The organism is Klebsiella aerogenes KCTC 2190, from assembly GCF_000215745.1.
GTDB classification, from domain to species: domain Bacteria; phylum Pseudomonadota; class Gammaproteobacteria; order Enterobacterales; family Enterobacteriaceae; genus Klebsiella; species Klebsiella aerogenes.
In genome coordinates this window covers 3,116,940-3,143,333 of the sequence record NC_015663.1, presented here as the reverse complement: position 1 = coordinate 3,143,333, position 26,394 = coordinate 3,116,940, and the positions used below count along the sequence as shown (strand labels likewise).

The window sequence follows — 26,394 nt, the reverse complement described above, 5'->3', positions numbered from 1 at the left end:
GCACTGTCCAGCAGGTTTTACCCCCTTGATGCCAGGGGACGAACATGGCGTCTTGTTGATTACGAATTATGAATGTCACTCTGAAAGAAACGCTGGCCGCCCGCAGACTGGCCCTGAACCCGTGGACAGGATTCTACTTTTTACAGTCGCTGTTGATTAATCTGGCGCTTGGGTATGAATTTAGCTTGCTCTATACCGTTGCGTTTACCTGCGTACTCCATCTGCTTTGGCGCACCTTTCCGCGGGTACAAAAAGGGGTAGTTGGCCTCTATTCCCTGCTGGCCGCGATGTACTATCCCTTCGGCCAGGCTTACGGCGCGCCAAACTTCAATACGCTGCTGGCGCTGCACGCCACCAACGTGGAAGAGTCGACGGAAATTCTCACTATTTTCCCGTGGTACAACTATTTGCTGGCGGTATTTATCTTCGCCCTCGGCGTCATTGCCGTACGGCGCAAACCACAGCCGCCCGCGCGCCTTGGCAAAGTGGAATATCTGGGGCTGCTGTTTAGCATCGGTATCTTCTTCCTGCAACCTGTGCAGAATCTGGCCTGGGGCGGCGTCTTTAAAGTCATTGATAGCGGTTACCCCGCCGTGCGCTTCGTAAAAGACGTGATCGTTAATAACAATGAAGTGCTGGATGAACAGGCGCGGATGGCGCAGTTGGCGAACATGAAAGATAGCTGGCACGTGCTGGCGGTGAAGCCGAAGTACCATCTCTATGTCGTGGTGATTGGTGAGAGCGCGCGCCGCGATGCGCTTGGCGCTTTCGGCGGCCACTGGGACAACACGCCGTTCGCCAGTTCGGTCAACGGCTATCTGTTTAAAAACTACGTCGCCGCCAGCGGCTCCACGCAGAAGTCGCTGGGCCTGACCCTCAATCGGGTGGTATACGGTAAACCCCAGTATCAGGATAACTTCGTCACCCTCGCCAACCGCGCGGGCTTCCAGACCTGGTGGTTCTCCAATCAAGGGCAAATTGGTGAATACGACACCGCCATCGCCAGCATCGCCAAACGCGCCGATGAAGTGCAGTTCCTGAAAAATGGGGATTTTGAAGCCAATAAAAATACGCAGGATGAGCAGTTGCTGAAACTGACCGAGCAGGTCTTATCAGTCGAGCGCAGCCAGCCGCAGTTGATCGTATTGCATATTATGGGCTCGCACCCGCAGGCCTGCGATCGTACCAAAGGCAAGTACACCACATTTGTGCAGTCAAAGGAGACCTCATGCTATCTCTACAGCGTGACGCAAACCGACGCGCTGTTGGCGAAACTCTACGGCCAGCTACAGAATTCCGGCAGCTCTTTCTCGCTCACCTATTTTTCCGATCACGGTCTGGCATTTAAAGAACGCGGTAAAGCGGTGCAGTATCTCGCCCATGATGACAAATATCAGCAGAACTTCCAGGTACCGTTTATGGTGCTCTCCAGCGACGATAAAGCGCATAAGATGATTAAAGCCCGCCGCTCGGCGAATGATTTCCTCAGCTTCTTCTCGCAGTGGACCGGCATCAGCGCACAGGAAATTACCCCACGCTATCGCTTTATCTCGGAACAGAAAGCCGGACCGGTGTATATCACCAATTTCCAGTTACAGAAGGTGGACTACAACCATCTGGGCAGCGACGAGTTTACCGTCAACTAAACGGTATCGCCGAATCACAGGCAAAAAAAATCCGCCCCTTGAGGCGGATTTTTTATATCACCGAAGTGATTAGAAGCGGTAACCTACGCCAGCAATCCAGGTGCCGACGTCAACGTTACGAATGCGAGACTGCTCGTAGGAGAAGTCCAGGGCAACGTTTTCGATCGGGTTGAACTGCATACCAGCGCCGTAAGAGAAACCGTAGTCGCTCATGTCGGATTTGTGGTTCGGGAAGTTGTTGTTCTGGAACTTACCGTAGCCAACACCGATTACGCCGTAGATGCTCGCCCAGTCGTTCAGACGGTAAGCCGGACCAGCGGTGATGCCGTAGTACTGACCTTTGTTGTAAGTACCGTTGCTGGTGTTGTCTTTTTCGGTGTAGGTGAAGGAACCGATAACGCCCAGCGGGTTGTTATCTTGCTCGTAACGGTACTTAAGGTTGAAACCGCCTGCTTTGTTAGCTTTACCCTGCATGTCGCTCTGAGCGTAACCACCGGTAACGGTAGAAGTTGCAGCGAAAGCAGTAGTACCTACGGATGCAGCCAGAACAACGGCCAGTGCTGAAAGACGTGCAATTTTATTCATAACCACCTCAAATGTGTTTCTAATAAGTCCTAAGTCTTAAATATATCAAAAACTTTTGGGAAACTCTTTTGACTTTACATTGTCTAACATACTTTTTCATGTAAGCAAAAGTTTCCACGATTTCGTAACAATCTGGAAATCAAACACTTTTCGCGCAAAAAGTGCTTAACGTTTACCAGCCGTAAGCGCTGCGCATCCAGATTATTCTTAGTCACGAAGGCATTCCCCTACGCATTTTACGCCATTGTACTGTTTTTCCACCCTCTTTTTTCAACAATCGCTAAACCGTTAAGCGGTTATTCCAGTACACTGGAACCTTTACCTCTTTTGACAAACCCTGACAGGAGAAAGGATGCCCGGCTCGTCCCGTAAAGTTCCGGCGTGGTTGCCGATACTGGTTATTTTGATCGCCATGGTCTCCATTCAGAGCGGCGCATCGCTGGCGAAATCGCTCTTCCCGTTGATTGGCGCACCGGGAGTCACCGCTCTACGCCTGACGCTCGGCACTTTAATTTTAGTCGTTATTTTTAAGCCGTGGCGACTGCGCTTTGCCCCGCAGCAGCGGCTACCGCTGTTCTTTTACGGCGTGGCGCTAGGGGCGATGAACTATCTCTTCTATTTATCGCTTCAGCGGATCCCGCTTGGCGTCGCGGTCGCGCTGGAGTTCACCGGGCCGCTGGCGGTGGCGCTCTTCGGTTCACGCCGCCCGCTTGATTTCGTCTGGGTGGCGCTGGCGGTGCTCGGGCTGTGGTTCCTGCTGCCGCTTGGGCAAAACGTAGGGGAAGTGGATTTAGTCGGCGCGCTGTTCGCGCTCGGCGCCGGCGCATTCTGGGCGGTCTATATTCTTACCGGCCAGCGCGCGGGTGAAGAACATGGCCCGGCGACGGTGGCCATGGGCTCGCTCATCGCGGCGGTAATTTTTGTGCCCATCGGCGTCGTCCAGGCCAGCGATACGCTGCTGCAATGGTCGTTGCTGCCGCTGGGGCTTGGCATCGCCATTCTCTCCACCGCCCTACCCTATTCGCTGGAAATGATCGCCCTGACCCGGATGCCCACCCGTACCTTCGGCACGCTGATGAGCATGGAGCCGGCTCTGGCGGCGCTGTCGGGAATGGTGTTCCTCGGCGAGACGCTAACCCTGACGCAAACTCTGGCATTAGGGGCCATTATCGTTGCCTCAATGGGTTCCACGCTGACCATGCAGCGGCAAAGCAAAATCGAGAAAGTCGATATAAATTAAGATTTTGTTACCGTACTGGCCCGTGACGGTATCGGGCCAGCCGTCTCATGCTAACAAATTGAATTAAAATGTTTTTTTAAATAGCCAACAACTCTGTGCTATCAAACTGATATGGACAGCCGATGCCTCATACCCGATATCCCTTGCTATAATTAGTCCCGAAGTCATTTGGGACAAACGCTCTACATAATTCAAATTTGAAGTATGACGAGTATCAATATCAAGAGGATATGAAACTATGAGTACCGCAAAACTGGTTAAAACTAAAGCGTCTAACCTGCTCTACACCCGTAACGATGTGGCAGACAATGAGAAGAAAGCGACTATTGAGCTGCTGAATCGCCAGGTGATCCAGTTCATCGACCTGTCTCTGATCACCAAGCAGGCCCACTGGAATATGCGCGGTGCCAACTTTATTGCTGTCCATGAAATGCTGGATGGTTTCCGCACTGCGCTCACCGATCACCTTGATACGATGGCTGAACGTGCCGTTCAACTGGGCGGCGTCGCACTGGGCACCACTCAGGTCATCAACAGCAAAAGCCCGCTGAAAAGCTACCCGCTGGATATTCACTCCGTTCAGGAACACCTGAAAGAGCTGGCGGACCGTTACGCCATCGTGGCCAATGATGTGCGTAAAGCGATCAGCGAAGCGAAAGATGAAGACACCGCCGATATCTTTACCGCGGCTTCCCGCGACCTGGATAAATTCCTGTGGTTCATCGAAGCGAATATCGAATAAACGTCTACCGCCGTCAGCGCCCGCTGGCGGCTTTTTCCTTTTCTCCCACGCTACCCCCCGCAATCGCTTAGCTCGCCCTCTTTTGGTGCATATGTATGTACACAATACGTACTAAAGTAAAACAATTGTAATAATCACCTCACACAATCGTTACAGCAAGATTGTTTTCCCATCAGGGTTTGCGTTAAAAATGCTCTGGTTATTCGCTACGTTTATATTGCACCAAAATGATGCCCCGTCACGGTGCTTTTGCTGTATCGAGTAACCGAAATTGTGCAAGCAATATGAAAGCTCCTGTTGAAAAACAATAGCTTGTAAAACTGGCACGATTTTTTCATTAGGCTACACGTTCTCGCAGGGGCTCGTCCCGTGGATAAAAAAGGAAATACTATGAAGTCTGTATTAAAAGTGTCACTGGCTGCACTGACCCTGGCTTTTGCGGTTTCGTCTCACGCCGCAGATAAAAAACTGGTAGTCGCCACCGATACGGCGTTTGTTCCGTTTGAATTTAAGCAAGGTGATAAATACGTCGGCTTCGATATTGACCTGTGGGCCGCGGTCGCTAAAGAGCTGAAACTGGACTACACCCTGAAACCAATGGACTTCAGCGGCATCATTCCCGCGCTGCAGACCAAAAACATCGATCTGGCGCTGGCGGGGATCACCATCACCGACGAGCGTAAAAAAGCAATCGACTTCTCCGACGGCTACTACAAAAGCGGCCTGCTGGTGATGGTGAACGCGAAAAACAATGACATTAAAGATGTGAAAGACCTGAACGGCAAAGTGGTCGCCGTGAAGAGCGGCACCGGCTCCGTTGATTATGCGAAAGCCAACATCAAAACCAAAGATCTGCGCCAGTTCCCGAACATTGATAACGCTTATATGGAACTGGGCACCGGCCGCGCTGACGCGGTACTGCACGACACGCCAAACATCCTGTACTTCATTAAAACTGCCGGTCAGGGCAAGTTCAAAGCGGTAGGCGAATCGCTGGAAGCGCAAAGCTACGGTATCGCCTTCCCGAAAGGCAGCGACGAACTGCGCGAAAAAGTGAACGGCGCGCTGAAAACGCTGCGTGAAAACGGCACCTACAACGAAATTTACAAAAAATGGTTCGGTACTGAACCAAAATAATAATCAGGACGACTTCCCGCGGCCAATCCGCCGCGGGCTCCACGGCGCCAGGGTCTCTTTCCCCGGCGCCGTATTCGCAGAGGCTTTATCTGCTTTCGACACGGTAACAGTAACAGGAACACATTATGCAGTTTGACTGGAGTGCCATCTGGCCCGCCATTCCTATTTTGCTGGAAGGCGCCAAAATGACGCTGTGGATTTCGGTCCTCGGCCTGGTTGGCGGCCTTATCATCGGTCTGGTGGCCGGTTTCGCCCGCTGTTTCGGCGGCTGGATAGCCAACCACATCGCGCTGGTATTTATTGAAATCATCCGCGGCACGCCTATTGTGGTGCAGGTGATGTTCATTTACTTCGCGCTGCCGATGGCGTTTAGCGACTTACGCATCGACCCGTTCACCGCCGCGGTGGTGACCATCATGATCAACTCCGGGGCCTATATCGCGGAAATCACCCGCGGCGCGGTGCTGTCCATCCATAAAGGTTTCCGCGAAGCGGGTCTGGCGCTGGGACTCTCCCGCCGCGAGACCATCCGCCACGTGATCCTGCCGCTGGCGCTGCGCCGTATGCTGCCGCCGCTCGGTAACCAATGGATTATCAGTATCAAAGATACGTCGCTGTTTATCGTTATCGGCGTCGCCGAACTGACCCGCCAGGGCCAGGAAATTATTGCCGGTAACTTCCGCGCGCTGGAAATCTGGAGCGCCGTTGCCGTCATTTATCTGATCATCACCCTGGTGTTGAGCTTCATTCTGCGTCGTCTTGAAAGAAGGATGAAAATCCTGTGATTGAATTTAAAAACGTTTCCAAACACTTTGGCCCGACTAAAGTGCTGCACGATATCGATCTGAAGATCAACAAAGGCGAAGTGGTCGTGATCATCGGGCCGTCCGGCTCCGGTAAATCCACGCTGCTGCGCTGCATCAATAAACTGGAAGAGATCACCAGCGGCGATCTTATCGTCGATGGCCTGAAGGTGAACGACCCGAAAGTTGACGAGCGCTTAATTCGCCAGGAAGCCGGAATGGTATTCCAGCAGTTCTATCTGTTCCCGCACCTGACGGCGCTGGAGAACGTGATGTTCGGCCCGCAGCGCGTGCGCGGCGCGTCGAAAGCGGCGGCGGAAACGCTGGCGAAAGAGCTGCTGGCGAAGGTGGGTCTTGCGGAACGCGCGCACCACTATCCATCCGAACTCTCCGGCGGCCAGCAGCAGCGCGTCGCTATTGCCCGCGCGCTGGCGGTGAAACCGAAAATGATGCTGTTTGATGAGCCGACTTCGGCACTTGACCCGGAACTGCGCCATGAAGTGCTGAAAGTCATGCAGGACCTGGCCGAAGAAGGCATGACGATGGTCATCGTAACCCACGAAATCGGCTTTGCTGAAAAAGTGGCATCACGGCTGATCTTCATCGATAAAGGCCGCATCGCCGAAGACGGCGACCCGCAGGTTCTGGTGAAGAACCCGCCAAGCCCGCGTCTGCGCGAGTTTTTGCAGCACGTAGCCTGATGCGCCCGGCTCTCCCCGGTAAGGGGAGAGCCGCTTTCCAGATTCATCCCACCGCTCCTTCTCCTCTGACCCCTTCTATACTTAGCAGTTTGAGATGCAATGGAGGCGCCCATGCCGTGGATCCTACTGTTGCTCGCTGCGCTGTGGATTTCGCCGCTGTCGGCGGCGTCATTGCCCGGCATTCCGGCGGCGACAACCGACAAAAGCACAGCCAGCGAGCCTGACCTCGAACAAAAAAAAGCCGCCTGGGCGGCATTAGCTGACGTGCTGGATAATCCAGACTCGCGGCAGGAGTTAATCGATGAGCTGCGCAAAGCCGCCGCTACCCAGCCCCCTGCCGCCGCCCCCACGCTGACCCCGCCAGAAGTCAAAGACGAGCAAACCGTTCTGGAAAGCGTGACGGAAATTAGCCGCCAGTATAGCGAGCGCCTGTCGTCACGGTTTTCGCAGCTATGGCGCAATATCACCGGCTCGCCGCATAAGCCTTTCCATGCCGATGCTTTTCGCAATGCCGCTGGCGACTTCCTGCTGCTGGCCGGGCTGGTATTTGCCTTCTGGTGGTTAGTACGCCTGGCGGCGCTGCCGCTGTACCGCAAAATGGGCCATTGGGGAAGGCACAAAAACCGTGAGCGCAATAACTGGCTCCAGTTACCGGCAACCATTGCTGGCGCTTTTATCATTGACCTGCTTTTGCTGGCGCTAACGCTGTTTATCGGCCAGCTGTTAAGCGATCGTTTAAACGGCGGCAACCGCACCATTGCTTTTCAACAAAGCCTGTTTCTTAACGCCTTCGCGCTGATCGAGTTTTTTAAAGCCATTCTGCGACTGATTTTTTGTCCTCGTATCGCCGATTTACGCCCCTTCAATATCAGCGACGAACACGCAATCTACTGGAACTTACGCCTCAGCGCCCTGAGTAGCCTGATTGGTTACGGGCTGATCGTGGCGGTACCGATTATCTCCAACCAGGTTAACGTGCAGATTGGCGCGCTGGCCAACGTCATCATAATGTTGTGCATTACGGTGTGGGCGTTGTATCTGATTTTCCACAACAAACGCGCCATCACTCAGGGGCTTATCCATCTTGCCGACCGCTCGCTGCCGTTCTTCAGCTTGTTTATTCGCGCTTTTGCGCTGGTCTGGCACTGGCTGGCCTGCGCTTACTTTATCGTGCTGTTCTTCTTTTCGCTCTTTGACCCCGGCAACAGCCTCAAATTTATGATGGGCGCGACGCTGCGCAGCCTCGCTATCGTCGGCGCCGCGGCGCTGGTATCCGGTATTTTGTCACGCTGGATAGCCAAAACCATCACCCTGTCGCCAGAAACCCAACGCCACTACCCGGAGCTGCAAAAACGGCTCAACGGCTGGATCTCCGCCTCGCTGAAAGCCGCGCGGATCCTTACGGTATGCGTGGCGGTGATGCTGTTGCTGAGCGCCTGGGGTCTATTTGATTTTCAGCAATGGCTTCACAATGATGCCGGGCAGAAAACGGTGGATGTCCTGATTCGTATCGCGCTGATCCTGTTCTTCTCCGCCGTCGGCTGGACCCTGCTGGCAAGCCTGATTGAGAACCGCCTGTCATCGGACATTCATGGACGCCCGCTGCCCAGCGCTCGCGCCAGAACGCTGCTGACGCTGTTTCGCAACGCGCTGGCGGTGGTCATTACCACTATTACGATAATGATCTTATTGTCGGAAGTGGGGGTGAACATCGCGCCGCTGCTGGCGGGCGCCGGGGCATTAGGATTGGCTATCTCTTTCGGCGCCCAAACGCTGGTCAAAGATATTATTACCGGCATCTTTATCCAGTTTGAAAACGGGATGAACACCGGCGATCTGGTGACCATCGGGCCATTAACCGGCACGGTGGAACGGATGTCGATCCGCTCGGTGGGCGTGCGCCAGGATACCGGGGCGTACCATATTATTCCCTGGTCTTCGATAACCACCTTCGCCAACTTTGTGCGCGGGATCGGTTCGGTGGTCGCCAACTATGATGTCGACAGGCAGGAGGATTTGGATAAAGCCAATCAGGCGCTGAAGGCGGCGGTCGACGATCTGATGGCGCAGGAGGAGATCCGCGGGCTGATTATTGGCGAACCGTCGTTCGCCGGGCTGGTAGGACTAAGCAATACCGCGTTTACGTTACGCGTCAGCTTTACGACGCTGCCGCTGAAGCAGTGGGCGGTACGCTTTGCCCTCGATACCCAAGTGAAGCAGCATTTCGATCGCGCCGGCGTGCGTGCGCCGGTACAAACCTGGCAGGTATTGCCGCCGCCGGGCAACGTAACCCCGGCGGCAGAGACTTAAAATGGACGGCGGCGCTTTGCGTCGTCCATAAAGCTCCAGGCGATAAAGCGGCTCTGTTTCTGCCCCTGCGCCATCTCTTTTTTCACCACTTTCACCGCGCCGACTTCGGTCAGCAGGCGATACAGCGGCGGCAGATTGTCGCCGCGGGAGACCAGCGAGGTAAACCATTTAACCTGGCGGCCGAACTGCTGGCTTTCGCGGATCATCTGCGAAATAAAGGCCACTTCGCCGCCTTCACACCACAGTTCCTGCTGCTGGCCGCCGAAGTTCAGTACGCTATCTTCCCCCAGCCCCAGATTACGGCGTTTACGCTCTCCACCGGCACGCGCGCTGGCGGCGGAATCGTGGAACGGCGGGTTGCAGAGGGTCGCATCATAGGTTTCATTCTTATGAATGATGCCGGTAAAGATTGCCTGGCCCTCTTTCTGACGACGCAGACGAATTTGTCGCGTCAGCCCTGGGTTGCCGTTGATAATCGCCTGGGCGCTGGCAAAGGCCTGCGGGTTGACTTCGCTACCGGTAAAGCGCCAGCCGTATTCATGCGCGCCAATCAGCGGATAGATGCAGTTCGCGCCGGTACCGATATCGAGAATGGTGGCATTTTTCGGGATCTCGCCGCTATCCTGCGCCAGCAGGTCGGCCAGATGGTGGATATAGTCCGCGCGTCCCGGCACCGGCGGGCACAAGAAGCCGTCAGGAATATCCCAGTGTTTTACCGCGTAAAAGTGCGCCAGCAGCGCCTTATTCAGCGCCTTCACCGCCAGTGGATTAGCAAAATCAATGGTTTGCTCACCTGCCGGATTCAGGGTGATATAGCTTTGCAGCTCGGGATGAGTCTGGCACAGCGCTGGCAAATCATAGCGTTGGTGATGACGGTTACGCGGGTGCAACCCCGGCTTTTCGGCTTTCATGGCAATCTCCTTTCAACAGCCGCGTAAGATACCCGTTGACGGCGGCGCGGTAAATAAGGGAGTCTGGATATCTTCTTATTTCGCTTTCTGGTGCTCTATGTACTTCTATCAACCTGCCGAAGGCCACGGCCTGCCGCACGACCCGCTGAATGCCATCGTCGGGCCGCGCCCCATCGGCTGGATCGCTTCGCTCGATAGCGCAGGGCAACGCAATCTCGCCCCCTACAGCTTCTTCAACTGCTTTAACTATCGGCCACCGATCATCGGTTTCGCCAGCGGCGGCTGGAAAGACAGTGTGCAGAACATTGTTGAAACAAAAGAATTTGTCTGGAATCTGGCTACCCGGCCACTCGCCGAAGCGATGAATGAAACTTCCGCCACTATTCCACGTCATGAAGATGAATTCCTGCGCGCCGGATTGACCGCCGCGCCGAGCCGGATCGTCCGCGCCCCGCGCGTGGCGGAAAGCCCGGTCAACTTCGAATGTCGCCTGTCGCAGTGTATTCAGTTAACGCGCGCCAGCGGTGAAGCCATCGATAGCTGGCTGGTGCTCGGTGAAGTGGTCGCCGTGCATATCGATGAGTCGCTGCTGGAAGACGGGATTTATCAAACCGCGAAAGCGCAGCCGATTTTACGCGCCGGCGGGCCGACGGCCTACTACAGCATTGATGAAAGCCAGCGCTTCGATATGATCCGCCCGGACGCTCGTTAACTTTAGCGTAGCAAGGATAATACATGCCGCCGCGGGCGAATGCCCGGCGGCAATAAGCGCGTAAAGTGGTTGTTTGCCCACTATTATTTATCCGGTGGTTCTGCTCATCACGACCTAAACTTAAGGTATGTCCCATGCTGTTAATGAGGATATAGCCATGAGAACCTTTCTGCTCGCCCCCGCTTTTATCGCCCTTGCTCTTCTCTCCTCACCCACACAGGCCAACAACCCCGAGACCGCTGCCGTGGCCGTTGGCCCGCTGCGCCCGTCCGGCTCAGTTTCCGCCTCCGGCGCCAGCACCCTCGACGATTTACAGGCGCAACTGGCGCAAAAAGCCCACCAGCAGGGGGCGATTGCCTGGCGAATAAACGCCGCTGGCGGCGGCAACAAATTAGCCGGCAGCGCGATAATTTATAAATAATCCTTCTGCTCTCGTCGGGAATACGCAGCCGGAAATCCCGTCTCCCTGGTCTTGGCTGCGCCTTTTTCGCCCCCATATTTTCTATACTGTTTATAGATTGCAAACACGAGGAGCGCATCATGGCATCAGGTTGGGCAAACGATGGGGCCGTCCAGGATCAAATTGACAGCACGGTAAACGATGCCGTCGCCCGCGCCCGCAGCGAGCTCCCAGGCGGCGAGAGCAACAAATTTTGTGAAGAATGCGGAGAGCCCATTCCGGAAGCGCGGCGTAAGGCGCTCGCCGGGGTCAGATACTGCGTGAAGTGCCAGCAGGATAAAGATTTACACAACAATACATATTCAGGATATAATCGTCGTGGCTCCAAAGACAGCCAGCTACGCTGACCTTCCTTTACCGTTCATTACCGCTGATTGCGCTATCTTTTCACGCACGTTTTTTGGCGAAAAAAGTGGCAAAATGTGCCTTTAGTTGCCATGGCAACTAGTTTGTCCTTCTAGCGCAGCAATAGCGTAAAATAATTTATTAATAATCAATAAATTATTATTCATTCAAAAAATTCGATGAAGACTGTGAATTTCCTTCGATTTTATCTCGCGACAAAAAACGTGATACTTATCACATCGACGGAACATCGTCCCCCTACAGAACACACTGCGAGAGATTAATTATGAAAAACATCAAATACGCTGCCGCTGCTATCGCCCTTTCCGCTCTGTCTTTCGGCGCATTCGCCGCTCAGCCGGTAACCCCAGCCCAGGCAGAAAGCATGAATAAAATCGGCGTTGTTTCCGCTGAAGGCGCAACAACACTGGATGGTCTGGAAGCCAAACTGGCTGCTAAAGCCGATGCCGCTGGCGCAACCGGCTACAGCATCACCTCCGCTAACACCAACAACAAAGTTAGCGGTACCGCGGTTATCTACAAATAATCGCAGCAATACTCTGAAATGCCACTGAATTAACCCTGAAAAGACCTTTTAAATACCCTTGTTTGCCCGTCCGAGCCACCGGACGGGCTTTTTTTTGTCCGTTCACCAGCGTTCGGCAACCTGCGCCAGGCCATAAGCGAGCGAAGTCGCCTGGCCGGTGGCGACCAGGCAGCAGGCAAGCTGAATTTTCAGCGACTGCGGAACCGGCTCGCTACCGCTCACGCAGCGCTCAATCCAGCGCGCGGTAATTTCAGGATCTTTGGATTCCGGCAATGCCACTTTTTCCTGCACACTCTCGTCGGCCCGCTCATGCAACACTCTGGTTCCCGCCGCATCAATCAGGTTAATTTGCGGGCAGCGCTGCGGGTTGGCATAGACTTCACCTTCGGTACCGTGCATCAGCAGCGCCCGGCCACCGATCTGCGTAAAGAACGCCGCGACCTTGCCGACATATTCCGGATGCGACACGCTCGACAGCCGCAGCGCGGCATCTTCAGCGAACGGAGTCGCCAGCTTGGCCAGCGTATGCGCGCTGTTGCGCACCCCCATCCGCCAACGCAATGCCAGCTGCTTTTCCAGCGGCGGGCACAGCGCCCCGACCGGGATATAGACCGGCTCATGGCTGTCGAGACGCGCCTGGGCCTGACCCGCGTGGGTGGTGGCCGGGATCCCCATCAGCGCAAAAATGGTCTCGGTCAGGACGCGGGTTGGATCATGACTGACGCCATGAACCACCACCGGGAAACCGAGTTTATGCAGCAGTACCGCCAGCAGCGGCGTCAGGTTGGCCTGTTTGCGCGCGCCGTTATAGCTGGGGATAACAATCGGCATCGGTTTCGCTACCGGCGGCGTCAGGCGGATGGTCTGTAGCTGCATCGCCTCATAAAAGCCCTGCATTTCGGCTTCGCCTTCGCCCTTGATGCGCAGCGCAATGAGAATAGCGCCCAGTTCCAGATCGTCCACTTCACCGTTTAACATCCGCGTATACAGCGCACGGGCCGTGACTAAATCCAGGTCGCGAGCGTGATTTTTTCCGCGCCCGACTTCTTTGATAATTTTGGTGTAATCCATCGACTTGCTCCCTCCAGCGGTAGGCTCCGCCGACCACACCGCTTATGCGCTTAGCGGCGTCGGCGACGCGTCTGTTTTGCTTTGCTTTTTACTATAACCTCGGGAACGCCCGGCTGCTCTATAGGAAATACCGGTAACGCATTTAACAATCGCGCGCCGTAATTTTTAGTCAGCAGGCGCTTATCGTAAATAATGACTTCGCCCCAGCACTGATGGCTACGGATCAGGCGCCCGACCTGTTGAATCAGGTTGAATGAGGCGCTCGGCAGGCTTTGCACCTCAAAGGGATAGCGGTTGAGGCTTTTCAACCACTCGCCTTCGGTGATCACTACCGGGCTGTCGATCGGCGGGAAGGCGATTTTATGGATATGCACCTGGCTTAACAGTTCGCCTTTTAAATCCAGCCCTTCGGCAAAAGATTGCAAGCCAACTAACACGCTGCGCTCGCCGCCTTCAACGCGTTTACGATGCAGCTCGACCAGTCGATAGCGCGGCTGGTCGCCCTGCACCAGCAGCATCAGGCGCAGATCGGTAACATGTTCCAGAAAGCGATTCATGGCCCGCCCGCTGGCGAACAGCACCAGCATACCAAGATGCTTTTTGCTCTCGACCTGCTCACGGAAAAAAGCCGCCATTTCGGCGATGTGCTGCTCTTCGTTATCAATAAGCGGCTCATAGCGCATTTGCGGAATAATGATTTTTCCCTGCTCGACGTGATTGAACGGCGAGTCCAGCGCCACGAAACGATCGCCCGCTTTCTCTTTCAGACCGCTCATCTCCTGCAGGCGCGAGAAGCTATTCAACGAACGCAGCGTCGCCGAGGTGACGACAATATGCGGCACGCTGCGCCACAGCAGACGTTCGAGCTGATCGCTGACGCGGATCCCCACGCAGTGGAACCAGACATGGATCTGGCCATCGCGAATCTCGCGGGTGGCCCACTTGGTCACCGGCGCACCGGAAGACTGCGCCATTGAGGCCAGCCGCCACAGCTTGTTCTGACTTTCGAACATGCCAAGGGCCCGGTTCATCTGCAGCAGGATACGATGCAGGCGCACCACGTCGTGGCTGCCGGTCTTTTCGCTGAGATCGTTGAGAAACAGCTCCGCCAGCCCGCGTAGCATTTCGGTGAGCTTGGCCAGCCGCTGGCAAATCTCCATCACTTCCTGCGGCAGTTCGCCCATCGGGAAGCGATGCTCCGCCTCCTGGGCGGCAGGCATATAGAGATTGAGAATATTATTGAGCGAGGCGATAAGCTCATACAGCTCTTCGCAGTGTTCATTTAACCGTTCCGGATTGGCCAACGGCGGCGTGGTCTTCGGACGGAATTGCTCCATGCAGGTCGCCACCAATTTGCTGAACAGATCCAACTGCAGCCGGTACCATGGCGCGGTTATCTCCGCGCTCATCTCTAAGGCGTCGCGGGCGACGTCCGGCAGATGGTGGCCTTCGTCGAGCACCAGCAGCAGGTTTTTCGGCTCTGGCAGCACCGCTTCGCTCTCCATGGCCGCCATCACCAACGCATGGTTGGCCACCACCACTTCCGCTTCCTGGATTTCGCGCCGGGCGACGAAGAATGGGCATTCGCGGTAGTAGTGGCAGTTGCGGTTAAGACAGCTGGCTTTATCGGTGCTCAGCCGCCCCCACAGGGCGTCATCAATGGGCTTGTCGGTATGATCGCGCAGTCCATCCCATTTATAGCCGTCGAGATCGGTTTTCAGCGTCGCGCAGAGCTTTTGTTCGGCCTGGTTTTTTGGCGTCAGATCGTCATCGAGGAACGCCAGCAGATCCTGCTGCGTCGCCTCGGTACTGGCCAGCGCCGCCAGATTACGCGGACAAACGTAGCGGCCACGGCCAAAGGCGGCGGTAAAGCGCAGGTCGGGAATAATCTTGCGCAGCAGCGGCAGGTCTTTACTGTAGATTTGATCCTGCAGCGCGACGTTGGCGGTACTGACCACCAGCGTTTTTTGTTCCTCACGGGCAATGGCGATGCCGGGGATCAGATATGACAGCGTTTTGCCGACGCCGGTCGGCGCTTCGATAGCCAGATGCCGCCCCTCTTCCCCGGCGAGCGTTTTCGCCACATCGGCGATCATCTGCCGCTGCGGAGCTCGGGGGATAAAGTCCGGGATCTGTTCCTGAAGCGCCTTATACCAGGCGGCGATTTGCGCTTTAAGCGCAGCGGTCAAAGCCATGAGAAAACCTGAATACTGTATAAACAGCCACTATTGTGCCATTTTTGCCGGCCAGGAGGTATTGCTTTCTGTAGAGGGTGGAATCGCGCTCGATAAAAAACGCAATGAACGGTAAAAAAACGGCCCGCCGCCGCGCACGCGGAGAGACGGGCCGGGGTGCTGCCTGAGCACTTTATCGCTCCCAGGCAGCAGCATATTATTCGCCGGCAGGTTTACGCGGGCGACGGCGACGCGGTGGTTTACCGTCCTGGGTACGCGCTTTCGGCGCTTCGCCATCCTGACGGCGCGGCGCCTGCTGGCTACGGCCCTGGCTCTGACCGCCGCGTCCTTGCCCCTGACCACGGCCACCGCCGCCACGCTGCTGACGACCGTTTTGAATCGGCTCCGCTTTAATCGACGGATCCGGCTCGTAACCGGCAACAGCAATACGCGGGATCTCTTTTTTCAGCAGGCGTTCAATATCACGCAGCAGCTTATGCTCGTCCACGCAGACCAGCGACAACGCTTCGCCAGTCGCCGCCGCGCGTCCGGTACGGCCAATCCGGTGCACGTAATCTTCCGGCACGTTCGGCAGCTCATAGTTGACCACGTGTGGCAGCTCTTCGATGTCGAGCCCGCGCGCGGCGATGTCGGTGGCGACCAGCACACGAATGCCGCCGGATTTAAAGTCAGCCAGCGCGCGGGTACGCGCACCCTGGCTCTTATTGCCGTGGATGGCGGCGCTACGGATACCGTCTTTATTCAGTTGCTCCGCCAGATGGTTGGCACCGTGCTTGGTACGGGTAAAGACCAGCACCTGCTGCCAATTGCCTTCGCCAATCAGCTGCGAGAGCAGTTCACGCTTACGTTTCTTATCCACAAAGTGAACGTGCTGGGTGATCTGCTCAGAGGCGGTGTTGCGGCGCGCCACTTCGACTTCCAGCGGGTTATGCAGCAGTTTTTCCGCCAGCGCCTTGATCTCATCAGAGAAGGTGGCGGAGAACAGCAGGTTTTGACGACGCGGCGGCAGTTTAGCCAGCACGCGGCGGATGTCGTGGATAAAGCCCATGTCCAGCATGCGATCGGCTTCATCCAGTACCAGCACTTCGACTTTATCCAGGCTGACCGCATTCTGATGTTCAAGATCCAGCAGACGGCCTGGGGTGGCGACGAGGATATCGACGCCGCCGCGCAGCTTCATCATCTGCGGGTTGATGCTCACGCCGCCGAAGACCACCAGCGAGCGGATATTGAGATATTTGCTGTAGTCGCGGACATTCTCACCCACCTGCGCCGCCAGTTCGCGGGTCGGCGTCAGGATCAGGGCGCGCACCGGACGGCGCCCCTTCGCGTGCGGCTGATCCTGGGTCAGGCGCTGCAGCAGCGGCAGCGTAAAGCCGGCGGTCTTGCCGGTCCCGGTCTGGGCGCTGGCCATCAGATCGCGGCCCTGCAGTACTGCCGGGATCGCCTGCTGCTGGATGGGGGTCGGCTCAACGTAGCCCTGCTCGGCGACGGCGCGCAGGATATCGGGATTCAGGCCAAGGGAATCAAAAGACATAACAACTCCGAACCGCCCCGACCCGTTTAAGGGCGTAGTTTTCAGGGAGATTATTGCGATAGAGATGGCAAAAACCACAATGCCATGAAGGGGCGCAGTTTAGCAGATTTTGTGACGAACCGCATAAAATATCCCCGCAGGAATTACCAGCAAAATAATACTCGCTTGCGCCGGATAATTTTTCGTCTTCACCATGGTGGACAGTTCAGCGAATCGCCCCTATTCTTAATCAATCGATTGATTAATTTTTTAGAGTGCGATGAACAGTACCTCCGTGACCAGTAAAGGCGAACAAGCCAAAAGCCAGCTTATCGCCGCCGCCATCGCGCAATTCGGCGAATATGGCCTCCATGCGACGACCCGCGATATCGCCGCGCAGGCCGGGCAGAATATCGCCGCTATCACCTATTATTTCGGTTCGAAAGACGACCTGTATCTCGCCTGCGCACAGTGGATCGCCGACTGTATCGGCGAGAATTTCCGCCCGCATGCCGAGGCGGCCGAAGCCCTGCTCGCCCAGACGAAACCTGACAAACCGGCGCTGCGGGAATTGATCCTGCGCAGCTGCCGCGATATGAGTCTGCTGCTGACCCAGGACGACACGGTCAACCTCAGCAAGTTTATCTCTCGCGAGCAGCTCTCCCCTACCGCGGCTTACCAGCTAATCCACCAGCAGGTTATCGCTCCGCTACATAGCTATTTGACCCGGCTTATCGCCGCCTGGACCGGGCGCGATGCCAACGATACGCAGATGATTCTGCACACCCACGCCCTGCTTGGCGAGGTGCTGGCCTTCCGGCTCGGGCGGGAAACCATTTTACTGCGAACCGGCTGGGCGCAGTTCGATCAACAAAAGGCTGAACAAATTTTTCAGGTGATCACCTGTCATATCGATTTCATTCTGCAAGGGTTAGCGCAAAGGAGCCTGGGATCATGAAAAAACCCGTCGTCGTTCTATTGGTCGTCATCGTGCTCGCCGCGCTCGGCGGCGGCTGGTGGTGGTATCAAAGCAGCCAGGCAAAAGATCTCACTCTCTACGGCAATGTCGATATTCGCACTGTGAATATGAGCTTCCGCGTCGGCGGGCGGCTGGCAACCCTGAACGTCGATGAAGGCGATGAAATTCGCCGTGGGCAAACCCTCGGCGAACTTGACCGCGCGCCATATGAAAACGCGCTGCAGCAGGCGCAGGCCAACGTCTCCACCGCCCAGGCGCAGTACGATTTGATGATGGCGGGTTACCGTGCCGAAGAGATTGCGCAGGCGGCGGCCGCGGTTAATCAGGCGCAGGCCGCCTGGGTCTATGCGCAGAATTTTTATCAACGTCAGCTCGGCCTGCGCGCCAGCAGCGCGATTTCCGCCAACGACCTCGAAAACGCCCGTTCTTCACGCGATCAGGCGCAGGCGACCTTAAAATCGGCGCAGGATAAACTGCGTCAATATCGCGCCGGTAACCGCCCGCAGGAAATTGCCCAGGCCAAAGCCAGCCTTGAACAGGCGCAGGCGGCCCTGGCGCAAGCCAAACTGGACCTGCATGATACCGTACTGACCGCGCCGTCCGACGGCACCTTGATGACCCGCGCCGTCGAACCTGGCACCATGTTAAACGCCGGCGGCACGGTGCTGACGCTATCGTTAACCCATCCGGTTTGGGTACGCGCCTACGTTGACGAGAAAAATCTCGGCCAGGCGCAGCCGGGGCGCGAAGTACTGCTGTATACCGATAGCCGGCCGAACAAGCCCTATCACGGTAAAATCGGCTTTGTCTCCCCCAGCGCCGAATTCACGCCAAAGACCGTAGAAACACCGGATTTGCGCACCGATCTCGTCTACCGCCTGCGCATCGTGGTGAACGACGCCGACGCCGCGCTGCGCCAGGGCATGCCGGTGACCGTCTCCTTCAGCAACGGAAACGGGCATGAGTAAGGACGCGATAACTTTAACCGGACTGACACGCGGTTTTCCCGGTATGGACCGACCCGCAGTCGCGCCGCTGAACTGTACGATTCACTCAGGCTACGTCACAGGGCTCGTCGGCCCAGATGGCGCAGGTAAAACGACGCTGATGCGAATGCTGGCCGGTTTACTTAAGCCTGATGAGGGCAGCGCCAGCGTAATCGGCTTCGATCCGCTGAAGGGCGACGGCGCGCTGCACGCGGCGCTCGGCTATATGCCGCAGAAATTCGGCCTGTATGAAGATCTGACGGTGATGGAAAACCTGAACCTGTACGCCGATCTGCGCAGCGTCACCGGCGAGGCGCGCAAGAAAATATTCGAGCGCCTGCTGGAATTCACATCTCTTGGCCCTTTCACCGGGCGATTAGCCGGCAAACTCTCCGGCGGCATGAAACAAAAGCTGGGGCTCGCCTGTACATTGGTAGGCGATCCTAAAGTGCTGCTGTTAGATGAGCCCGGCGTCGGGGTCGACCCTATCTCGCGCCGCGAGCTGTGGCAGATGGTGCACGAACTGGCCGGCGACGGCATGCTAATTTTGTGGAGCACCTCTTATCTCGATGAAGCCGAGCAGTGCCGCGATGTGCTGCTGATGAACGAAGGTAAATTGCTTTACCAGGGCGAACCGAAGGCGCTGACGCAAACCATGGCCGGGCGCAGCTTTCTGGTCTCCAGCCCGCAGGAAAACAACCGCCGCCTGTTGCAGCGGGCGCTGAAACTGCCGCAAATTAGCGATGGCGTGATTCAGGGCAAATCGGTGCGTTTGATCCTGAAAAAGGCAGCCCGCATTGATGAGGTTCAGCAAAACGGCAACATGCCGCCGCTACAGGTGGCCGAAACTGCGCCGCGTTTTGAAGACGCCTTTATCGACCTGTTAGGCGGCGCCGGAACCGCCGAGTCGCCGTTAGGAGAGATTATTCATCACGTGGACGGCAACAAAGACGAAACGGTCATTGAAGCACGGTCGTTAACGAAAAAGTTTGGTGATTTCGCCGCCACCGATCACGTCGATTTCCAGGTTAAGCGCGGTGAGATTTTCGGCCTGCTTGGCCCTAACGGCGCCGGTAAATCCACGACCTTCAAAATGATGTGCGGCCTGCTGGTGCCGACCGACGGAAAAGCGCTGGTGCTGGGGATGGACCTCAAGGTTAGCTCCGGTAAAGCACGTCAACATTTAGGCTATATGGCGCAAAAATTCTCGCTGTACGGCAACCTCAGCGTCGAACAGAACCTGCGTTTTTTCTCCGGCGTTTACGGCCTACGCGGCCGGGCGCAAAATGAAAAAATCGCGCGCATGAGCGATGCCTTTGGCCTGAAAAGTATCGCCGGCCACGCCGCCGACGAGCTACCGCTCGGCTACAAGCAGCGGCTGGCGCTGGCCTGCTCGCTGATGCATGAACCCGACATTCTGTTTCTCGATGAACCCACCTCCGGCGTCGACCCTCTAACCCGCCGCGAGTTCTGGCTGCATATCAACAGCATGGTCGATAAAGGGGTCACGGTGATGGTGACTACCCACTTTATGGATGAGGCGGAATACTGCGACCGCATCGGGCTGGTCTACCACGGTAAGCTTATCGCCAGCGGCACGCCGGACGCGCTGAAGGCGCAGGCGGCGAATGACAGTCAGGCGGATCCCACTATGGAACAGGCGTTTATTACCCTGATTAACCAATGGGACAAGGAAAACGGTCATGAGCAATAGCATTCTTTCCTGGCGACGGGTTCGCGCGCTGTGCGTCAAAGAGACCCGACAGATCGTCCGCGATCCCAGCAGTTGGCTAATTGCGGTGGTGATCCCCCTGCTCCTGCTGTTTATCTTCGGCTACGGCATAAACCTCGACTCCAGCAAACTGCGGGTCGGCGTATTGCTGGAACAGCAGAGCGAAGAGGCACTGGATTTCGTCCATACCATGACCGGCTCACCCTATATCGACGCCACCGTCAGCGATAATCGCCAGCAGTTGATTGAGCTGATGCAGGCCGGGCGCATCCGCGCGATGGTCGTCATTCCCGTCGACTTTGACCGTCAGATGGCCCGCGCCGGCGCCAATGCGCCGATTCAGTTAATTACCGACGGTAGCGAACCGAATACCGCTAACTTCGCGCAGGGCTACGTCGAAGGTATCTGGCAGATCTGGCAACAGCAGCGGGCGGAAGACCGCGGTGAGACCTTTGAACCGCTTATCGATGTGCAGATGCGCTACTGGTTTAACCCGGCGGCCATCAGCCAGCACTTTATTATCCCCGGCGCAATTACCATCATCATGACCGTGGTCGGCGCGATATTGACCTCGCTGGTGGTAGCGCGCGAATGGGAACGCGGCACCATGGAAGCGCTGCTATCCACTGAAATCACCCGCGCCGAACTGCTGCTGTGCAAGATAATTCCCTACTATTTCCTCGGCATGCTGGCGATGTTGCTGTGTATGCTGGTATCGATATTTATTCTCGGCGTGCCCTATCGCGGCTCGCTGCTGATTCTGTTTGTCATCACCAGCCTGTTTTTGCTTAGTACGCTGGGAATGGGGTTACTGATCTCGACCATTACCCGCAACCAGTTTAACGCTGCGCAGGTCGCGTTGAACGCCGCTTTTTTACCATCGATTATGTTGTCCGGGTTTATTTTCCAGATAGACAGTATGCCGGCGGTGATCCGCGCGGTGACCTACGTGATCCCGGCGCGTTATTTCGTCAACACCCTGCAAAGCCTGTTTCTGGCGGGCAATATTCCGGTGGTGCTGCTGGTGAACGTGCTGTTTTTGATTGCTTCGGCGGTGATGTTTATCGGCCTGACGTGGCTGAAAACCAAACGGCGTCTGGATTAACCCTGCGCTCGAATTTTGCCCGGTGGCGCTACGCTTACCGGGCCTACGGTAAGTTTCGGTCGCCCGGGTCCGACATGAGGAAGGTTTTATGTTTCATCGTTTATGGACATTAATCCGCAAAGAGCTGCAGTCGCTGCTGCGCGAACCGCAAACGCGGATGATTTTAATCATGCCGGTGCTGATTCAGGTATTGTTGTTTCCCTTTGCCGCCACGCTTGAGGTGACCAACGCTACCATCGCTATCTATAACGAAGATAGCGGCCGCCACGCGGTGGAGCTCACCCAGCGCTTTGCCCGCGCCAAAGCCTTTACCCACGTCCTGCTGCTGAAAAGCCCGCAGGCGATTCAACCGACCATCGATGAACAAAAAGCCCTGCTCGTGGTGCGCTTCCCGGCGGATTTCTCGCGTAATCTCGACAACTATCAAACCGCCCCGCTACAGCTACTGCTCGACGGGCGTAACTCCAACAGCGCGCAAATCGCCGCTAACTATCTACAGCAGATTGTTAAAAACTATCAGCAGGATCTGCTGCAGGATAAAGCGAAACCGAACAACAGCGAACTGGTGGTACGCAACTGGTACAACCCGAATCTCGACTATAAATGGTTCGTGGTGCCGTCGCTTATCGCCATGATCACCACCATCGGGGTGATGATCGTCACCTCGCTGTCGGTGGCTCGCGAGCGTGAACAGGGTACCCTCGATCAGCTGCTGGTCTCACCGCTCGCCACCTGGCAAATCTTCGTTGGCAAAGCCGTTCCGGCGCTGATAGTCGCCACGATGCAGGCGACTATCGTGCTGGCGATAGGTATCTGGGCTTATCAGATCCCGTTTGCCGGCTCGCTGCTGCTGTTCTATTTCACCATGCTGATTTACGGTCTATCGCTGGTGGGCTTTGGCTTATTGATTTCTTCGCTGTGTTCAACCCAGCAGCAGGCATTTATCGGCGTGTTCGTCTTTATGATGCCGGCGATTCTGCTATCCGGCTACGTTTCACCGGTAGAAAACATGCCGCAGTGGCTGCAGGATTTGACCTGGATAAACCCGATCCGGCACTTTACCGATATCACCAAGCAAATTTATCTGAAGGATGCGAGTCTGAAGATTGTGTGGGGAAGTTTGTGGCCGCTATTAGTCATAGCGGCCACCACCGGCTCAGCGGCGTATGCGATGTTCCGAAGAAAGATTGCGTAGCTTTTTATCTTTCGCCAGCAGCGATACCACCGCCGGGCCTGCCAGTATGACCAGCCCGGCGAGGGCCAGCAGCAGGTTGTTGTGCAGCACGCGCGACAACAACCAGAGCACTATCATGGCGGCGCCGAAGTACCAGGTCGTGGTGAGTTCCTCAAGGAAGTCCCCCACGTCGCGCCAGCGCGCTTCATGGTGACGCTGCAAAAACAGCATCGCCAGCAGCGTGACGCCGTACAATACGCACAGCCCTAATCCGACACGCACCAGCGCGCCGCTCAGCCAACCCATCACCAGTACCGCCACGACCAGTAGATGCAACATAATCTGCCAGCAACTAAGACCCGTTGCGACGCGTACACGTTGTTGCCACTTCATGGCTTCTCTCCTGAAGGATTTTTCTCTGTTACTCAGAGTACCGCACTTTACGGAAAATTCCGTATCACCGCATCTTTTTGTGACGTCTACTACACTATTTTATTCAGGAAAGTGACATTAACTGGAGAATTATGGCTAAGCCAACGTCGCGAATTTCGGTGAACGTGCTGACAATTAACACCCACAAGGGCTTTACGACGTTTAATCGGCGTTTTATTTTGCCCGAATTGCGCGAGGCCGTTCGCAGCGTCAGCGCCGACATAGTTTGCCTACAGGAAGTGATGGGTGCGCACGAAGTGCACCCTTTGCATATCGAAAACTGGCCTGATACCACCCATTACGAGTTTCTTGCCGACACCATGTGGAGCGATTACGCCTACGGGCGCAACGCGGTCTATCCGGAAGGCCATCACGGCAATGCCGTACTGTCGCGCTTTCCCATTGAATACTATGAAAATCGCGATATCTCGGTCGGCAATGGCGAAAAACGCGGCCTGCTTTACTGTCGCATCGTACCTCCGCACAGCGGCGTGACGATCCACGTTATCTGCGTGCATCTCGGTCTTCGCGCGCACCAGCGGCAGGCACAGTTAACGATGCTGGCAGAGTGGGTCAATACGCTACCGGCAGGCGATCCGGTGGTGGTGGCAGGCGACTTCAACGACTGGCGCCAGCAGGCTAATCAGCCCTTAAAAGCGCAGGCAGGGCTTGAGGAGATTTTTACCCGCGTCCGCGGGCGGCCGCTACGCACCTTTCCGGTCGCTTTCCCGCTGCTGCGCCTCGATCGTATTTACGTTAAGAATGCACATGCCAGCCATCCGAAGGCGCTGGCGCTTAAACACTGGCGGCATCTGTCCGATCATGCGCCCCTGAGCGTGGAGATACATCTGTGAAATGTCGCTGGCAGGAAGGCAATCGTATTACCCTACTGGAGAATGGCGACCAGTATTATCCGGCGTTATTCGCCGCCATTGGCCGCGCGCAGCGCAAGGTGATCCTTGAATCCTTTATCTGGTTTGAAGACGAGGTGGGCTGGCGACTGCATGCGGTGCTACTGAAAGCCGCCCGCCGGGGTATTCAGGTGGAAGTGCTGCTCGACGGCTACGGCTCGCCGGACCTCAGCGATGAGTTTGTCGGCGAACTCACCGCCGCTGGCGTGGTCTTCCGCTACTACGATCCGCGCCCCCGGCTAATGGGTATGCGTACCAATTTATTCCGCCGCATGCATCGAAAAATCGTGGTGATTGACGACACAACCGCGTTTGTTGGCGGCATTAACTACTCTGCCGAGCACATGAGCGATTACGGACCGGAGGCGAAACAGGATTATGCCGTACAGGTTGAAGGGCCGGTGGTGCTCGATATTCTCCAATTCGAACTGGAGAACCTGCCCACCAGCGAGGCAGCCCGCCGCTGGTGGCGACGCCGTCGGCATCAGCCGGAAATTAACCAAACCCCTGGCGAAGCGCAGGCGCTGTTTATCTGGCGCGATAACCATGAACATCGTGACGATATTGAACGTCACTATCTGAAAATGCTGACCAGCGCCCGCCGCGAGGTCATCATCGCCAACGCCTATTTCTTTCCCGGCTACCGTCTGCTGCACGCGATGCGCAATGCCGCGCGGCGCGGCGTACGGGTGAAGCTGATTGTCCAGGGCGAGCCGGATATTCCGATTGTTAAGTTTGGCGCCCACCTGCTGTACCACTACCTGATTAAAGGCGGCGTTCAGGTGTATGAATACCGCCGCCGTCCGCTGCATGGCAAGGTTGCGCTGGCGGACGACCACTGGGCCACCGTCGGTTCAAGTAATCTCGACCCGCTGAGTCTGTCGCTGAATCTGGAGGCCAACCTTATTATCCACGACCGAGAGTTCAATCAGACCCTGCGTGATAACCTCAACGGCCTTATCGCCAGGGACTGCCAGCAGATAGATAAATCCATGCTGCCAAAACGTAACTGGTGGCGGCTCGGCGTCAGCGTGCTGGCTTTCCACTTTCTGCGCCACTTCCCCGCCTGGGTCGGTTGGCTGCCGGCGCATACCCCGCAGTTAGCCAGGGTCAGCCCGCCGGTGCAGCCGGAAATTGAAACCCAGGATCGTGTAGAAACGCAAACCAGAGACAATCCGCTATGAGCAAATCGCATCCCCGCTGGCGGATGGCGAAAAGAGTGCTGACCGCGCTCTTTTTTATCGCCGTCATCGTATTGCTGGTAATTTATGCGCAAAAGGTCGACTGGCAGGATGTATGGAAGGTCATCCGCGGCTACGATCGTCTGGCGCTATTTAGCGCCGTTGGGTTGGTTATCGTCAGCTACCTGATTTATGGCTGCTACGATCTGCTCGGGCGAGCCTGGTGCGGCCACAAGCTGGCAAAAAAACAGGTGATGCTGGTGTCGTTTATCTGCTACGCCTTTAACCTGACGCTCAGCACCTGGGTCGGCGGGATCGGGATGCGCTATCGGTTGTACTCGCGGCTGGGGCTGAACGGCGGCACTATTACCCGTATTTTCTCGCTTAGCATTACCACCAACTGGTTGGGCTATATTCTACTGGGCGGCGTCATTTTCACCGCGAATCTGGTGACGTTGCCGCCGCACTGGTACATCAGTCAAACCACGCTGCGTATTATTGGCGGCGTTCTGCTGCTTTTAACCCTGATCTATCTTTTCGGTTGCGCCTTCGCCAAACGCCGCCACATGACGATTAAGGGACAGCGGTTGGTGCTGCCCTCTTTTCGTTTCGCTCTACTACAGATAGGGATTTCAGCGGCGAACTGGATGGTGATGGGGGCGATTATCTGGCTGCTACTGGGCAGCGAGATTAACTATTTTCTGGTGCTGGGCGTGCTGCTGGTGAGCAGTATCGCCGGCGTTATCGTTCATATTCCCGCCGGGATTGGCGTGCTGGAGGCGGTGTTTATCGCCATGCTCTCCGGCGAGTCGATTTCGAAGGGGGCGATAATTGCCGCTCTGCTGGCGTGGCGCGCGCTGTACTATTTTCTGCCGCTGCTGCTGGCGACCATCGCCTATCTGGTGCTGGAGAGTCGGGCGAAAAAGCTGCGGCAGAAAAACGAGCGCAAGCTGGCCCGCGGATGAAACGGCCC

25 protein-coding genes are annotated in these 26,394 nt (G+C 56.2%); 19 read left to right on the top strand and 6 right to left on the bottom strand.

The window, feature by feature from the left end; genetic code table 11:
• The first annotated feature begins 68 nt into the window (after positions 1-68).
• A complete protein-coding gene (locus EAE_RS14920) occupies positions 69-1,646 on the top strand; it encodes a phosphoethanolamine transferase (RefSeq protein WP_015704824.1) in 1,578 nt (525 codons plus the stop codon).
• 69 nt (positions 1,647-1,715) lie between these two features.
• Here the strand turns inward: EAE_RS14920 and ompX are convergent, their stop codons facing one another.
• Positions 1,716-2,231 (bottom strand): outer membrane protein OmpX, encoded by a 516-nt coding sequence (ompX, locus tag EAE_RS14915; RefSeq protein WP_015704823.1) that lies wholly within the window; start codon positions 2,229-2,231, stop codon positions 1,716-1,718.
• Positions 2,232-2,583: 352 nt separating this feature from the next.
• On the opposite strand from ompX, the gene rhtA reads away from it, so the two are divergent.
• The 6 genes from rhtA (at position 2,584) to ybiO (ending at position 9,164) form a co-directional block, all read left to right on the top strand.
• Positions 2,584-3,471, top strand: a complete 888-nt coding sequence (rhtA, locus tag EAE_RS14910) for a threonine/homoserine exporter RhtA (protein WP_015704822.1) — start codon at positions 2,584-2,586, stop codon at positions 3,469-3,471.
• A 238-nt stretch (positions 3,472-3,709) separates the two neighbouring features.
• Positions 3,710-4,213, top strand: a complete 504-nt coding sequence (dps, locus tag EAE_RS14905; protein ID WP_015704821.1) for a DNA starvation/stationary phase protection protein Dps — start codon at positions 3,710-3,712, stop codon at positions 4,211-4,213.
• Between the two features lie 390 nt (positions 4,214-4,603).
• Positions 4,604-5,350: a glutamine ABC transporter substrate-binding protein GlnH gene (gene glnH, locus EAE_RS14900; RefSeq protein ID WP_015367580.1), complete on the top strand. Its 747-nt coding sequence runs from the start codon at positions 4,604-4,606 to the stop codon at positions 5,348-5,350.
• A 125-nt stretch (positions 5,351-5,475) separates the two neighbouring features.
• Entirely contained in the window at positions 5,476-6,135 is a 660-nt protein-coding gene (gene glnP, locus EAE_RS14895) for a glutamine ABC transporter permease GlnP (RefSeq protein WP_015367581.1), read from the top strand.
• The gene (gene glnQ, locus EAE_RS14890; RefSeq protein WP_015367582.1) at positions 6,132-6,854 is read left to right on the top strand and encodes a glutamine ABC transporter ATP-binding protein GlnQ; all 723 of its coding nucleotides are present in this window, start codon (positions 6,132-6,134) and stop codon (positions 6,852-6,854) included. The genes glnP and glnQ overlap by 4 nt, the downstream gene beginning before the upstream one ends.
• 111 nt (positions 6,855-6,965) lie before the next feature.
• Entirely contained in the window at positions 6,966-9,164 is a 2,199-nt protein-coding gene (ybiO, locus tag EAE_RS14885) for a mechanosensitive channel protein (RefSeq protein ID WP_015704820.1), read from the top strand.
• Here the strand turns inward: ybiO and rlmF are convergent.
• The gene (gene rlmF, locus EAE_RS14880) at positions 9,161-10,075 is read right to left on the bottom strand and encodes a 23S rRNA (adenine(1618)-N(6))-methyltransferase RlmF (protein WP_015704819.1); all 915 of its coding nucleotides are present in this window, start codon (positions 10,073-10,075) and stop codon (positions 9,161-9,163) included. The genes ybiO and rlmF overlap by 4 nt on opposite strands.
• 97 nt (positions 10,076-10,172) lie before the next feature.
• Here rlmF and EAE_RS14875 point away from each other — a divergent pair, with 97 nt between their 5' ends.
• The 4 genes from EAE_RS14875 to ybiJ all read left to right on the top strand — a co-directional run bounded on the left by EAE_RS14875 (position 10,173) and on the right by ybiJ (position 12,139).
• Entirely contained in the window at positions 10,173-10,787 is a 615-nt protein-coding gene (locus tag EAE_RS14875; protein ID WP_015704818.1) for a flavin reductase family protein, read from the top strand.
• Positions 10,788-10,944: 157 nt separating this feature from the next.
• Positions 10,945-11,208: a YdgH/BhsA/McbA-like domain containing protein gene (locus EAE_RS14870; RefSeq protein WP_015704817.1), complete on the top strand. Its 264-nt coding sequence runs from the start codon at positions 10,945-10,947 to the stop codon at positions 11,206-11,208.
• Between the two features lie 119 nt (positions 11,209-11,327).
• Positions 11,328-11,594 carry a DksA/TraR family C4-type zinc finger protein gene (locus EAE_RS14865; RefSeq protein WP_015367587.1) on the top strand — a complete coding sequence of 89 codons (267 nt, stop codon included), beginning with the start codon at positions 11,328-11,330 and terminating at the stop codon, positions 11,592-11,594.
• 284 nt (positions 11,595-11,878) lie between these two features.
• Entirely contained in the window at positions 11,879-12,139 is a 261-nt protein-coding gene (ybiJ, locus tag EAE_RS14860) for a DUF1471 family protein YbiJ (RefSeq protein ID WP_015367588.1), read from the top strand.
• A 102-nt stretch (positions 12,140-12,241) separates the two neighbouring features.
• Here ybiJ and ybiB read toward each other — a convergent pair whose 3' ends face one another.
• The 3 genes from ybiB to rhlE all read right to left on the bottom strand — a co-directional run bounded on the left by ybiB (position 12,242) and on the right by rhlE (position 16,942).
• The gene (ybiB, locus tag EAE_RS14855; RefSeq protein WP_015704816.1) at positions 12,242-13,210 is read right to left on the bottom strand and encodes a DNA-binding protein YbiB; all 969 of its coding nucleotides are present in this window, start codon (positions 13,208-13,210) and stop codon (positions 12,242-12,244) included.
• A 50-nt stretch (positions 13,211-13,260) separates the two neighbouring features.
• Complete coding sequence (gene dinG, locus EAE_RS14850) at positions 13,261-15,405, bottom strand: ATP-dependent DNA helicase DinG (RefSeq protein WP_015704815.1); 2,145 nt, start codon at positions 15,403-15,405, stop codon at positions 13,261-13,263.
• Between the two features lie 196 nt (positions 15,406-15,601).
• On the bottom strand, positions 15,602-16,942 hold the full coding sequence (gene rhlE / locus EAE_RS14845) for an ATP-dependent RNA helicase RhlE (RefSeq protein WP_015704814.1): 1,341 nt from the start codon (positions 16,940-16,942) through the stop codon (positions 15,602-15,604).
• A 259-nt stretch (positions 16,943-17,201) separates the two neighbouring features.
• On the opposite strand from rhlE, the gene cecR reads away from it, so the two are divergent.
• The 5 genes from cecR to EAE_RS14820 all read left to right on the top strand — a co-directional run bounded on the left by cecR (position 17,202) and on the right by EAE_RS14820 (position 22,918).
• On the top strand, positions 17,202-17,879 hold the full coding sequence (cecR, locus tag EAE_RS14840) for a transcriptional regulator CecR (RefSeq protein WP_015704813.1): 678 nt from the start codon (positions 17,202-17,204) through the stop codon (positions 17,877-17,879).
• Complete coding sequence (hlyD, locus tag EAE_RS14835) at positions 17,876-18,868, top strand: secretion protein HlyD (protein ID WP_015704812.1); 993 nt, start codon at positions 17,876-17,878, stop codon at positions 18,866-18,868. Before cecR ends, hlyD begins: the two co-directional genes overlap by 4 nt.
• On the top strand, positions 18,861-20,600 hold the full coding sequence (locus EAE_RS14830; RefSeq protein WP_015704811.1) for an ATP-binding cassette domain-containing protein: 1,740 nt from the start codon (positions 18,861-18,863) through the stop codon (positions 20,598-20,600). Before hlyD ends, EAE_RS14830 begins: the two co-directional genes overlap by 8 nt.
• A complete protein-coding gene (locus EAE_RS14825; protein ID WP_015704810.1) occupies positions 20,590-21,723 on the top strand; it encodes an ABC transporter permease in 1,134 nt (377 codons plus the stop codon). Before EAE_RS14830 ends, EAE_RS14825 begins: the two co-directional genes overlap by 11 nt.
• A gap of 88 nt (positions 21,724-21,811) precedes the next feature.
• Positions 21,812-22,918, top strand: a complete 1,107-nt coding sequence (locus EAE_RS14820; RefSeq protein WP_015704809.1) for an ABC transporter permease — start codon at positions 21,812-21,814, stop codon at positions 22,916-22,918.
• On the opposite strand, the gene EAE_RS14815 is transcribed toward EAE_RS14820, so the two are convergent.
• On the bottom strand, positions 22,880-23,290 hold the full coding sequence (locus EAE_RS14815; protein ID WP_015704808.1) for a YbhQ family protein: 411 nt from the start codon (positions 23,288-23,290) through the stop codon (positions 22,880-22,882). The genes EAE_RS14820 and EAE_RS14815 overlap by 39 nt on opposite strands.
• A gap of 131 nt (positions 23,291-23,421) precedes the next feature.
• On the opposite strand from EAE_RS14815, the gene EAE_RS14810 reads away from it, so the two are divergent.
• The 3 genes from EAE_RS14810 to EAE_RS14800 are packed head-to-tail and all read left to right on the top strand — an operon-like array spanning position 23,422 to position 26,386.
• Complete coding sequence (locus EAE_RS14810) at positions 23,422-24,183, top strand: endonuclease/exonuclease/phosphatase family protein (RefSeq protein ID WP_015704807.1); 762 nt, start codon at positions 23,422-23,424, stop codon at positions 24,181-24,183.
• A complete protein-coding gene (clsB, locus tag EAE_RS14805) occupies positions 24,180-25,424 on the top strand; it encodes a cardiolipin synthase ClsB (RefSeq protein WP_015704806.1) in 1,245 nt (414 codons plus the stop codon). Before EAE_RS14810 ends, clsB begins: the two co-directional genes overlap by 4 nt.
• Entirely contained in the window at positions 25,421-26,386 is a 966-nt protein-coding gene (locus tag EAE_RS14800) for a lysylphosphatidylglycerol synthase domain-containing protein (protein WP_015367601.1), read from the top strand. The genes clsB and EAE_RS14800 overlap by 4 nt, the downstream gene beginning before the upstream one ends.
• Positions 26,387-26,394: the final 8 nt, after the last annotated feature.